Genomic DNA, 12,449 nt, shown 5'->3' with positions numbered 1-12,449 from the left:
AAGCTGGAAGATGGGAGAGGGAAGCCAGAAGTTCTGATCAATACAAAGAACTGTTAAACACCCTTATTAATAAGAATTGAAAAAATCTATTCTTAAAACTATAATCACTTCCATCTTCCAGCCTCTATCTTCCTTACCTCAAATCAATCTTTTTGGCTAGCTGTCCAACCTGTCTGAGTTTGGCCTGTGTATTTTCCGACCATGGAAGCCCTATGCAGAGTCTCATACAATTTTCAAACTGCTCCTGAAAAGTAAACATTCTTCCGGGCGCGATACTTATGTTCTGTTTGATAGCCAGATCATATAATTCTGTTGTACGAATATTTTTATCAAATTCTATCCATAAAGACAAGCCTCCCTGTGGACGGCTGGTTTTCGTACCTTCCGGAAAAGATTCTGCAATGGTCTGAACATAATTCTGATAATTGATCTGTAATGTTCTGCGCAGCTGCTGAAGATGTTTTTCATATTTTCCGGATTTCAGGAAATTAGCCACCGCTTCATTCACAATGGAAATAGAAGAGGTAGAGTGCAGAAGCTTCAGCTTCATGATTTTGTCTTTATATTTTCCAGGAGCAATCCAACCTACGCGGTAACCAGGAGCCAGAGTTTTTGAAATAGAGCTGCAATACAGTACATTTCCGTCTTTATCAAAAGATTTACAGCATTTCGGACGGCTGGAACCAAAATAAAGGTCTCCATACACATCATCTTCTATCAACGGAATATTATTTTCAGAAAGTATTTTTACAATTTCTTTTTTATTTTCATCAGGCATACAGCTTCCCAACGGTGAATTAAAATTGGGAATCAGGAGACAAAGATCTATTTTGGGAATTAACTTTTTTAAAGCCTCAATTTCTATTCCTGTAGTAGGATGTGTAGGAAGCTCCAGTACCTTTAATCCCAGCCCGTTGGCCAGCTGAAGAATTCCGGGATAGCAGGGACTTTCGATCGCGACGGTATCTCCTGGCTTTCCTAAAGCCATCAAACAGAAAGAAAGGGCATTCATTCCTCCATTGGTGGTGATAAGATCATTTTCGCTCAGATTGCCTCCCCATTGTAAGGAACGTACCGCAATCATTCTTCTTAATTTCAGATTTCCCTGAAGTTCTTCATATTCGGTACCACCATCTTTTAATTCCCTGGTGGCATTCACAATTTCTTTTTTTAGTTTAGCCTGCGGCAAAAGATCTCCCGACGGAATTCCGATAGAGAAGAAGGTAAGATCCTTTTTACCCATATTTTCATATACTTTACTGATCAGCTCATCCGGTTCATCATTATTGGCGATCAATGACGGACGGCTTACTTCCGGCAAAGGGAGTTTTGCTGAAAGCAGCTGACTTACAAAATAGCCGGACTGCGGTTTGGATTCTACCAAAGACTGGGATTCCAGTTCCAGAAAGACACGCTTGGCCGTATTCATGCTTACCTGATGTTCCTGACATAGCATTCTCACTGAAGGAAGCTTGTCTCCGGCCTTAAGAATACCATTTCTGATCTGTCCTGCAATACCGTCTGCAATTTCCGTGTACAAAAATTCTTTACTCATATTGTCAAACTGTGCTCATGCAAATATACAAAACTGATACTGTGTTTATCGGATTATCCTTTCTAATTTTGAACATCAGTTAAAAAGTTTGAATACCATGTTGACAAAACAAATATCAAAAGATGAAAATATAAGTGGCTGGATCAATGGCTTTATAGGTGTCGTATTATTTAGTGGAGGTTTGCCGGCCACAAAGTTAGCCGTAATGGAAATGAGCCCCATTTTTGTAACGATTGTTCGTGCGGCTGTTGCAGGAATTCTTGCGCTTATCGTATTATGGCTGGGTAAAGAAAAACGTCCTGTTAAAAAAGATTTAATTCCATTACTTTTGGTTTCCCTTGGCTGTGTGGTAGGTTTTCCGCTTCTTTCTGCATTGGCACTTCAATATCTTACTTCAGCACATTCTATTGTATTTCTTGGAATGCTGCCTTTGGCAACAGCTGTATTTGGAGTGATGCGTGGTGGCGAAAAACCCCATCCTATATTTTGGTTTTTCTCTATTACAGGAAGTCTTTTGGTGATTGGCTATGCTGTTTCGCAGGGGATATCAGCGTCACCTGTTGGCGATATTCTGATGCTGCTTGCCGTTATTTTATGTGGTATGGGTTATGCTGAAGGCGCGAAGCTATCTAAAACATTAGGCGGCTGGCAGGTAATTTCCTGGGCTTTGGTATTGGCACTGCCTGTTATGATTCCTTTATTTTTTATCTATTTTCCTGATGATATTGAAAATGTTAGTTTTCAGGGATGGTTTGGAATGGCTTATATTTCGATTTTCAGCATGTTTATCGGGTTTATATTTTGGTATAAAGGACTGGCACAAGGCGGAATTGCTACTGTTGGACAGCTGCAGCTGCTCCAGCCTTTTTTTGGCTTGGCACTCGCAGCCTGGCTTCTTCATGAGCAGGTAAGTGTGGGAATGCTGGGGGTGACAGTGGGCGTCATCTTATGTGTTGCAGGAACTAAAAAATTTGCAAAATAATTAAATATAAAGCATTATGACTCAAGTCATAAGAAAACGGCTTCACAATAGTCTATTTTTGATACATCACCACAAAATAGAGCATTATGAAGTTTATTATATCAAGCCTGCTTATAGGATTTATGGTCCTGAGCTGTAAAAAAGAATCCAAAACAGAAACCAATGTTACAACAGATACTGTCATAGCTGATACCATCAGAACGGATTCTGTTTCCACGGTAAATCCAATCCCTTCCGATACAGTACACAGTGATACGGTTTCCTCAGAAAAACTTACAGATACCACGACAACCCCTAAAAATAAAATTCCAAAGAAATAGCAGTTTTTTCTGTTATTACTTTGAAAAACCCGTTTTTATTAAGTAAAAATGGGTTTTATTATTTTGTATTTCTACAAATTGTTGAAATTACAGCTTAAATATGTGGTATCAAAAAATCAATTTAATTGCATTTTTAGTGGTAATACTTAACCAATAAATAAAATATACAATTAGAGTTATTAATATTTTTAACTTTTTTTAACTTTTAAAACAATCATTAAGGTGTACTTTTTGCACTCATTAAGTATCGATTACCAATATATATTTTACTAAGATTAAGAAGAGGAGAAGAAGAAAACAACACCAAAAACAACTATTATGGTTATCGACGAAAACATTTTGATTTCAGCGGGAGCAGAAACGAGACACTATAACCCTTCAGAAGTGATATTCTGCGAGGGGGATATACCCAATTACTACTACCAGATTATTAACGGAGAAGTAAAACTCAATAATTATAATGAGGAAGGAAAAGAATTTATTCAGAATATTTTATCCGACGGAGAAAGCTGTGGAGAATCTATTCTTTTTATAGAAAAACCTTATCCTATGAATGCTGAAGCTATTACAGAATGTACTGTTTTAAGGCTTCATAAATCCATTTTTTTCAATCTGCTGAACCAAAACCCCGAATTATACATGGAGGTCAACAGTTTTCTCTCCGAACGCCTTTACTATAAATTCATCATGATGCAGAATCTTTCATCGCAAAATCCTTCGATACGACTTAGAGGACTGATGGATTATTTGAAGAGTTTCCAGAAAGATGCACGTCCTTATTCATTCCTGATTCCTTTAACTAGACAACAGATGGCTAGTCTTACAGGTTTGTGTGTAGAAACCGCAATAAGGACCATCAAACATATGGAAAGGGATAAAATCGTAAGAATTGAAAATCGTAAAATTTTATATTAGCATTCATTTGACATAGAAAATTTTGTGATTTTTTTCATTTAAATCTTTCTGAAGATATGAAAACGATAAGCTGTATGAATATTGATGAAAGTCTCCTGTACTCCATGAGTGCAGAGGACAGGAACTATAAAAACGGGAATCAGTTTTCAAAAAAAAGGATTCCCGTATTATAAGACTTTCCAAAAATATTTTCTTTGAAATGACAGACGGGAATCCTGATCTTTCAATGGAAGTGAATGCCTGCTTATCGCAGGAAATCTATTATACTTTAAAAATGGGACAGAGTCTTGCATCAGAAAATGCTGTGCGGAGGCTGAAAGGTTTACCGGATTACCTGAAAAGCTATCACCATGAAGACTGTCTAAAATATTCCACATTGAATTGGCAGGACAACAGATTGTCAATCCTACGGACATGCATATGGAAAATGTATTCCGGGCTCTTGAAAAGATGAAAAAATCTGGCAGAATTATCATAAATGACTGAAAAATTTTGTATTAATCCGCATTAACATGATCCAGGTCATAAAAAAGTGAATTATTCTGACGTACATTTGAAATATAAATTTTCAATCCAATTTTCTAAACCTTAGTAAAAAAGGAACGTAAAAAGCATTTGCTTTTATTATCATTTTAAAATTACCGACATCCAACTGTTGCCGTCTAATACTAGTCACGGGCTGCAATACACATCACCAAATATTAATAAAAAAAATTCAGTTATGAACACTAGAAATTCAAGAAACCGCAGTTCAAGAGGACAGTCACATTCATCAGAAAACCTTGAAGAAGTATATCAGTTAGGATATGATCATGGTTTCAACGATGCAACCAGAGATGAAGATTATGATGATGATTTTTCAGAATATGAAAATTATTTTGATAATGAAAATGAGGATTATGACGATGACTACGATGAAGATGATTATGATGAATACGACGACGATTATGATGATGAAGAAGATGATGATTATGACGACGAAGAAGAAGACGATGATGATGATCAGAGAGGCCGTAGAGGAGGAAGAGGTGGTTCCAGAGGCGGAAACGGTAACCAGCAGAGAGACAGCCAGGGAAGATTTACTTCTGGTAGAGGTGGTTCTCGTGGAGGAAACTCCGGTGGTGGTTCCCGCGGACGTTCAAGTTCTGGTTCCGGCTCCAGATCAGGAGGCAGAGGCAGGTCATCATCAGGAGATGGTACTTCAAGAAGAGGTTTCGCTTCCATGAGTAAAGCTGAGCGTACAAGAATAGCCAGAATGGGAGGCCAAGCTTCCCACGGAGGCGGAAGATCTTCAGGCTCAGGTTCCAATTCAGGAAGAGGAGGTTCATCCAGATCAGGAAACAACAGTAACAGCTCAGGAAGAGGAGGCTCGAACTCCAACTCTAATTCAGGAAGTTCAAGAAGAGGATTTGCTGCAATGAGTAAATCTGAGCGTACAAGAATAGCCAGAATGGGAGGCCAAGCTTCCCACGGAGGCGGAAGATCTTCAGGTCGTTCCGGATTCGGAGGCAGACGTAATTCATAATTCTTTTTCCAGGATTGCCTCTTTAGCCATATATAAAGAGGTAATCCTTTAATAACAAACACCATTTACACCATGCCCAATAAAATATTAGAAACCAATACGGCAGTTTCTGCCACCAAAAAAGGTACGGCAGACAAGACAACTGTCAACCAGGATGAAATGAAAAATTCACCCCTTCACAAGTTCTTTGTGAGTGCCCTGAAGGACATTTATTTTGCTGAAAATGCCATTCTGGATGCATTGGAAAAAATGCAGGAAGCAGCTACTGCTGAAGAATTGAAAGATGCTTTTGAAGACCATCACCTTCAGACTCAAAAACATGTTAAGCGTTTGGAAAAAGTTTTCAAACTCATTGATGAAAAGCCTGAACAGAAAGAATGTAAGGCTATCAAAGGGATTATTGAAGAAGGGGAAGAAGTCATCAAAGCTACAGAAGACGGTACCGCAACAAGAGATGTTGCCCTTATTATTGCAGCACAGAAAGTAGAACATTACGAAATTGCCACTTATGGCGGATTGGCCCAGCTTGCCATAACTATGGGACATGATAAGGCAGCCGATCTGCTTGAAAGAACGCTTCAGGAAGAAGAAGACACCGATTCTTATCTTACAGATATTGCAGAAACATCCATCAACTTTGATGCAGAACAGGAAGACTAAAACTATGTAATAAGCCATGTAGCTTGTTCTATATGGCTTATTTTAATCATGAAATCAAAATATATGGAATGCCAGAAAATAATAAAGACACTGAGACATAAGGATTTTATAAAAATACCGAATACCGGGAAGTGTTTTGAAGACGGGGCAGCAATCTATGCAAAAGAGATCAAAAAAAATATTTTTCTTTTATTTATTATTCTGAAAGATATTGATATTGAAAATATACAGGCATTAATTGCTCACTTCGACTGCTTCGGCAGTATCGGATTAAAAGAACCGGAACAGATCATGTTTTATTTATCCATAAAAGATAAAAATGACCTTCATTATTTTGAAAAATATCTGGAAGCTTCTAATAACTAAAAACCATTCTTAAATATGACTTTTGAAAACGACACTTTACAACATTCCGGCCTGAATGATAAAAATAATGCAATAGAGAATGAGTCTTTATTTCCGTCTATTATGAATTCTTACGGAGTTACAGCTTTTCTGATCAAGTCTTTAGAAAAGATTAAAAATAATGCTACCTGTGAAGTCCTGAAAGGAGTGATAGACAATTATATGGAAGAATACATCCTCAATATCCGTGAGTTTCATTTTAATAACACAACGAAAACCACAGATTTGGATGCTGAAATAAGATATGAGTCTCCTGCCTTCACGTTGTATGCCAAAACAGCTTATTATAAAGTTCTGAAGGAAGAAGAATATATCAACAGGATTCTTGAAATTCTGGGAAATAAGACAGATTAATTTCTGTGTCCCATGATCTACTGCTTTTGAAAGAAAATACACCAACCACAAAAAGATTATGAATATGAACACCAACGAACACAACAAAAAAGCAGAACAACTGGATGTACACAGTACTTCCAATGATAATGAAAAACTGACTACCAATCAGGGCTTAAAGATCAATAACAATCAGGATTCTTTAAAAGCCGGCGAACGTGGCCCTTCATTACTGGAAGATTTTATCCTGCGGGAAAAAATTACCCACTTTGATCATGAGAGAATTCCTGAAAGGGTAGTTCACGCCAGAGGCTCCGGTGCACATGGCGTTTTTAAGCTTACTAAAAGCCTTGCAGAATACACCAAAGCAAAATTTTTAACAGAGCTGGGAAAAGAAACACCTGTTTTTGTACGGTTTTCAACCGTCGCAGGGAGTAAAGGAAGTACCGATCTCGCGAGAGATGTCCGTGGTTTTGCGGTAAAATTTTATACCGAAGAAGGAAATTATGACCTGGTTGCCAATAATATGCCGGTATTTTTTATTCAGGATGCTATTAAGTTTCCTGATCTTGTGCATGCTGTAAAACCAGAGCCGGACAATGAAATTCCGCAGGCTGCATCTGCTCATGATACATTCTGGGATTTTATTTCACTGATGCCCGAAAGTATGCACATGATCATGTGGCTGATGAGTGACAGAGCCATTCCGAGAAGTCTGAGAATGATGGAAGGCTTTGGAGTACATTCTTTTAAATTCATCAATGAGGCAGGAAAAGTACATTTTGTAAAATTCCATTTTAAACCCAGGTTAGGTGTTCATTCCGTAGCCTGGAACGAAGCTCAGATGATTTCCGGAGTAGATTCTGATTTCCATAAGCGGGATCTTTGGGAGGCCATAGAAAACGGGGATTATCCGGAATGGGATTTCGGAGTACAGCTCATACCGGAAGAGGATGAGCACAAATTTGATTTCGATCTTCTTGACCCTACCAAAATAGTTCCTGAAGAAGATGTTCCTGTACAGCTCTTCGGAACATTAACACTTAACAGAAATCCGGATAATTTCTTTGCAGAAACCGAGCAGATTGCTTTTCACCCGGGACATATCATTCCAGGAATAGATTTCACCAATGATCCGCTGCTGCAGGGAAGATTATTTTCATATACCGATACTCAGCTTTCAAGACTGGGATCTCCCAATTTCCATGAAATACCGATCAACAGATCTATCAACACGGTTCATAACAACCAAAGAGATGGTCATATGAGACAGCAGATCGTGAAAGGAAAAAGCAGTTATGAACCGAATTCCATAGGCGGCGGATGTCCTTTCCAGGCGATGATGTCTGAAGGCGGCTTTACCTCCCAGCAGGAAAGAGTTTCCGGAGTTAAGATCAGAGAAAGAAGTAAAAGTTTTGTGGATCATTATTCACAGGCAAAATTATTCTATAACAGCCAGTCTGCACCGGAGAAAACACACCTTCAGAATGCATTGATCTTTGAATTATCAAAAGTAACCCGTCCTGAGATCAGAGAAAGACTGGTAGGACAGCTTGCCTATATTGATACAGACCTTGCCTGGAAGGTAGCAGAAAAATTAGGAGTGAAAGTTAAAAAACTGGAATGGCCCAATCAAAGTCTGCCGGCGGATAGTAACATCATAGACCTTCAAAGCGAAGAAAGAGAACCTCATACAAAGATATCCGATGCTTTAAGTATGAAGAATACGGTTAAAAATACAATTAAGAGCCGTAAAATTGGCTTTATTCTGGCTAATGGCGCTGATGGAGGAGTTGTCAATGATCTTAAAACAAAACTTGAAGCAGAAGGTGCCAGAGTTGAACTGATTGCAACAAGTGTTGCTCCCGTAAAACTGAATGACGGTTCAGAACTGACTCCGAAACATTCTCTTAGCAGTACGGCAAGTGTCTGTTTTGATGCCCTTGCGATCTGCCCGGGAGAAGATTCCGTAAAAGAGCTGATGATTGCTGAAAACAAACATCTGGTTCTGCATTTCATCAATGAAGCTTATAAACACTGTAAAGCAATTTACTTCGGAAAAGATACGGAGGTGCTTTACCACAATTCCAATGTAGCCGCTAAACAACATGAGGATCCCGGAATCATTACATGGGAAGACGGAGATCCGGCAGATAAATTCATCCAGGCTATTGCCCAACACAGAGTCTGGGATCTTGAAAAGGAGAGAAACGCGTAATCATAAAACACCCTTCACACCAACACCAATCACTTTAAATATTTAGATTATGAAAGCAGCCGTTTTTCATTCACCAGGTAATATTACCTGTGATACCGTAGAAGATCCCAGAATTCTGGATGAAAATGATATTATTCTGAGAGTAACTTCCACAGCGATTTGTGGCAGTGATCTCCATATGTATTCAGGAGGAATTCCGCAGGCCAGACCCATGGTAATGGGACATGAATTTATGGGTATCGTAGAAGAAACCGGGAAAAACATCAGTCACCTGAAAGCAGGCGACAGGGTAGTAGTTCCTTTTCCCATTGCTTGTGGAAGCTGTTTCTTCTGCCAGCATGATCTTCCCACCGCATGTGAACACAGTAATCCCGATTATTACGGCCCGGAAGGAGGTATTTTTAAAGAAAAAGGCGGAGCTCTTTTCGGATACACCGACCTGTATGGAGGATATGACGGTGGCCAGGCCCAATATGTAAGAGTTCCCTACGCGAATTTTGGTCCCAGAAAAGTTCCGGAAAATCTTAGTGATGAACAGGTTTTATTTCTTACTGATATTTTCCCAACAGGCTACACAGGAGTGATGTGGGGAGAGCTTAAAGGAGGAGAAAATGTTGCTGTTTTTGGAGCAGGCCCCGTAGGGACAATGGCCACAAAAAGCGCTGTTCTTCATAACGCCAGTAAAGTTATTGTAATTGATACGCTTCAATACCGATTAGACAGAATCAAAATGCTTACAGGATGTGAAACCATTTTGTGGGAAGATGCTGAAAGCACTATTGAACACATCAGGGATATGACAGACGGGCGGGGTGCAGATCTATGTATTGAAGCCGTAGGTTTTGAACCGGAAAGAAGTTTTATAGACCGTGCAAAAGCTGTTTTAAACTTTGAGAAAGGCTCTGTCAAAGTACTGGAAGCATGCATGAGTGCGGTAAGGAGAGGTGGCATTGTTTCTGTTCTGGGAGTTTATCCCGTTAATTATGACAATTTCAGACTTGGACAAATTTTTGACAAGGGAATTACACTTAAAGCAGGACAGTGCAATGTTCATCCTATTATAGACAAACTCATGGATTATGTGGTGACCGGAAAAATCACCCTTGATGATGTTATTACCCATCGTTTATCTCTTGATGAAGTAAGCAAAGGATACGAAATTTTTGATAAAAAAGAAGACGGATGTGTAAAGGTCGTTCTTGACCCCTGGAAGCTCGCAGGCTTTTAATTAAAATAAACGATAAACCAATTACTCAAAATTTAATAGTATGGATTTTCAAAAAAATCTTCTCGAATATATAAGTCAGTCACTCATGACCACGGATGAAACCATTTCAATTGCTGAAAGTGTTACTTCAGGGTGTTTGCAGCTGGCTTTTTCACAGATGCCAAATGCTACCATGTTCTACAAAGGAGGAATGACAGCCTATTCTTTGTCAGAAAAAGTAAAATTACTGAAAGTTAACAGGCAGGAGGCCGAAGAATGTGACTGCGTTTCAGAAAATATTGCAGAGACGATGGCTTTAAATGTAGCAAGGCTTTACGAGTCCGACTGGTCTATTGCCACCACCGGTTACTGTACACCAATCCGCAATTCCGGGTATAAAATTTTTGCCTATTTCTCATTTTCTTACAAAGGTGAGATCATCCTGACTAAAAAACTGGAATTACATCCTAAAACTCAAGCCCTGAATGCCCAGCTATATTACACCGAATTTATTTTGGGATGTTTTAAAAGTGAACTCAACAGGCTTTTAATCTTAAAATAAATCTATGGAACGCAAAAATCAATATGCACTCATTACAGGTGCTACCAGCGGTATAGGCTACGAACTGGCAAAACTGTTTGCAAAAGACGGTTATGACCTTGTTATTGTGGCCAGAGATCATGAAGAGCTGAAAAGAAAAGCCGATGAATTCAAAAATTACGGAGTGAATGTAATCAGCATCTCCAAAAATTTATTCTTACAGGAAGAAGTCTATTCTCTTTATTCCGAATTAAAAATGAATGGAATAAGCCCTGAAATATTAGTGAATGATGCCGGGCAGGGAGTGTACGGGAAATTTCAGGATACGGATATCCACAGGGAAGTAGACATTGTTCAGTTAAATATCATTTCAGTCATCATATTGACCAAACTGTTTTTAAAGGACCGGCTGCCCGAGGGGTCAGGAAAGATTTTAAATCTGGCATCTGTAGCCAGCAAAGCTCCCGGCCCGTGGCATTCGGTATATCACGGTACTAAAGCATTTGTATTATCATGGTCTGAGGCCATCCGTGAAGAGCTGAAAGATTCCGGAATTACTGTGACGGCTCTTTTACCGGGACCTACCGATACCGATTTCTTTAATAAAGCGGATATGAACAGAAGCAAAATACTTGAAGACCGTGATAATCTGGCATCTCCGGAAGAAGTGGCTGCTGATGGTTATCATGCTCTGATGAATGGTGATGATAAAATAATATCAGGGTTAAAAAACAAACTTTCTGTAGCAATGGCGAATATAGCCAGTGACAGTATGGCGGCTCATAGAATGGCAGAAATGCAGAAACCTTCAACAGAAGAATAAAAAGACTTATGATAGGAAAACTAGACAATAAAACAGTTTTGATTACCGGTGCAGACAGCGGAATAGGAAAGGCTGTTGCCCTTCTTTTTGCCCTGGAAGGTGCAGATATTGCCATTATTTATCATTCCAGTGACAACGACGCCGGAAGAACAAAAGCGGAAATTGAGAATCTGAATAGAAAGTGTCTCATTTTCAAAGGAGATATCAATGATTATGATTTTTGTGAAGAAACGGTAAAAGAAGTGATCTCGGCATTCGGAAAAATTGATATTCTCATCAATAATGCCGGAATTCAGTTTCCTGCAGAAAGTATTGAGCAGCTTGAAGAGAAAAACATCAGACAGACCTTTGATTCCAATATTGTCGGAATGATTTTGTTAACAAAAGTAGTATTCCCTTATTTAAAAGAAGGAAGCTGCGTTATCAATACCACTTCCGTTTCCGCCTATCAGGGACATCCTGAACTCCTTGATTATTCTGCAACAAAAGGCGCTATTGTTTCCTTCACCCGTTCTCTGGCACTGCAGGCAAAACCCAAAGGAATCAGGATCAATGCCGTTGCTCCGGGACCAGTGGCTACACCACTTACCGAAGAAACTTTTGATGAAAAGAAAGAAAATCCCAATAAACCTCCATTGGAGAGAAATGCTACTCCTGAAGAAATCGCTTTCAGTTTCCTGTTTCTGGCAGGTGATGATGCGTCACAGATTACGGGCCAGGTACTACACCCCAATGGAGGGCTGATAGTAAATGGCTAAAGTATATAAAAGTATAAACATAAAAATATTTAAAATATGAAAACTACAGCACTTATTTTAGGCGTTATCAGCCTGTTTGCTTTTACTTCCTGCCGATGTAATATTGATGAAGACGAAAACCAGAAAAGGGATCAGAAAAGCAGTTCGTCCAATACCGATAAATCCGGTCTGCCCGAAAGTGATACCCTGAGTATCAAATAAGTTAAC

General features: G+C 39.1%; 15 protein-coding genes. 14 read left to right on the top strand and 1 reads right to left on the bottom strand.

Annotation, left to right across the window (positions count from 1 at the left end; genetic code table 11):
- Positions 1 to 133 precede the first annotated feature (133 nt).
- On the bottom strand, positions 134 to 1,555 hold the full coding sequence (locus AB1278_RS12520; RefSeq protein ID WP_202840204.1) for a PLP-dependent aminotransferase family protein: 1,422 nt from the start codon (positions 1,553 to 1,555) through the stop codon (positions 134 to 136).
- Positions 1,556 to 1,652: 97 nt separating this feature from the next.
- Here AB1278_RS12520 and AB1278_RS12515 point away from each other — a divergent pair, with 97 nt between their 5' ends.
- From AB1278_RS12515 to AB1278_RS12450, 14 genes are all read left to right on the top strand, one after another.
- Positions 1,653 to 2,537 carry a DMT family transporter gene (locus tag AB1278_RS12515; RefSeq protein ID WP_202840205.1) on the top strand — a complete coding sequence of 295 codons (885 nt, stop codon included), beginning with the start codon at positions 1,653 to 1,655 and terminating at the stop codon, positions 2,535 to 2,537.
- 86 nt (positions 2,538 to 2,623) lie between these two features.
- Positions 2,624 to 2,857: a hypothetical protein gene (locus tag AB1278_RS12510; protein ID WP_202840206.1), complete on the top strand. Its 234-nt coding sequence runs from the start codon at positions 2,624 to 2,626 to the stop codon at positions 2,855 to 2,857.
- 318 nt (positions 2,858 to 3,175) lie between these two features.
- Positions 3,176 to 3,772, top strand: a complete 597-nt coding sequence (locus AB1278_RS12505) for a Crp/Fnr family transcriptional regulator (RefSeq protein WP_202840207.1) — start codon at positions 3,176 to 3,178, stop codon at positions 3,770 to 3,772.
- 199 nt (positions 3,773 to 3,971) lie between these two features.
- Entirely contained in the window at positions 3,972 to 4,226 is a 255-nt protein-coding gene (locus tag AB1278_RS12500; protein WP_429814700.1) for a hypothetical protein, read from the top strand.
- A 267-nt stretch (positions 4,227 to 4,493) separates the two neighbouring features.
- Positions 4,494 to 5,297: a KGG domain-containing protein gene (locus AB1278_RS12495; RefSeq protein WP_343638527.1), complete on the top strand. Its 804-nt coding sequence runs from the start codon at positions 4,494 to 4,496 to the stop codon at positions 5,295 to 5,297.
- Between the two features lie 72 nt (positions 5,298 to 5,369).
- Positions 5,370 to 5,957, top strand: a complete 588-nt coding sequence (locus AB1278_RS12490) for a ferritin-like domain-containing protein (RefSeq protein ID WP_429814697.1) — start codon at positions 5,370 to 5,372, stop codon at positions 5,955 to 5,957.
- Positions 5,958 to 6,005: 48 nt separating this feature from the next.
- On the top strand, positions 6,006 to 6,323 hold the full coding sequence (locus AB1278_RS12485; RefSeq protein WP_202840211.1) for a hypothetical protein: 318 nt from the start codon (positions 6,006 to 6,008) through the stop codon (positions 6,321 to 6,323).
- Positions 6,324 to 6,338: 15 nt separating this feature from the next.
- Complete coding sequence (locus AB1278_RS12480; protein ID WP_429814695.1) at positions 6,339 to 6,716, top strand: hypothetical protein; 378 nt, start codon at positions 6,339 to 6,341, stop codon at positions 6,714 to 6,716.
- Positions 6,717 to 6,774: 58 nt separating this feature from the next.
- Positions 6,775 to 8,913, top strand: coding sequence for a catalase (locus tag AB1278_RS12475; RefSeq protein WP_429814692.1), 2,139 nt, complete (start codon positions 6,775 to 6,777; stop codon positions 8,911 to 8,913).
- A gap of 49 nt (positions 8,914 to 8,962) precedes the next feature.
- Positions 8,963 to 10,141 (top strand): zinc-dependent alcohol dehydrogenase, encoded by a 1,179-nt coding sequence (locus AB1278_RS12470; protein WP_429814689.1) that lies wholly within the window; start codon positions 8,963 to 8,965, stop codon positions 10,139 to 10,141.
- A gap of 40 nt (positions 10,142 to 10,181) precedes the next feature.
- Complete coding sequence (locus AB1278_RS12465; protein ID WP_330746351.1) at positions 10,182 to 10,682, top strand: CinA family protein; 501 nt, start codon at positions 10,182 to 10,184, stop codon at positions 10,680 to 10,682.
- A 4-nt stretch (positions 10,683 to 10,686) separates the two neighbouring features.
- Positions 10,687 to 11,484, top strand: a complete 798-nt coding sequence (locus tag AB1278_RS12460) for an SDR family NAD(P)-dependent oxidoreductase (protein ID WP_343638512.1) — start codon at positions 10,687 to 10,689, stop codon at positions 11,482 to 11,484.
- Between the two features lie 8 nt (positions 11,485 to 11,492).
- Positions 11,493 to 12,242, top strand: coding sequence for an SDR family oxidoreductase (locus AB1278_RS12455; protein WP_202840224.1), 750 nt, complete (start codon positions 11,493 to 11,495; stop codon positions 12,240 to 12,242).
- 36 nt (positions 12,243 to 12,278) lie between these two features.
- Entirely contained in the window at positions 12,279 to 12,443 is a 165-nt protein-coding gene (locus AB1278_RS12450; protein ID WP_202840226.1) for a hypothetical protein, read from the top strand.
- Positions 12,444 to 12,449: the final 6 nt, after the last annotated feature.

The sequence above is a fragment of the Chryseobacterium sp. NRRL B-14798 genome, assembly GCF_050470705.1.
GTDB classification, from domain to species: Bacteria; Bacteroidota; Bacteroidia; order Flavobacteriales; family Weeksellaceae; genus Chryseobacterium; species Chryseobacterium cupriresistens.
Note: the sequence above shows the minus strand (reverse complement) of the source record. Positions and strands in the feature narration are given on the sequence as shown.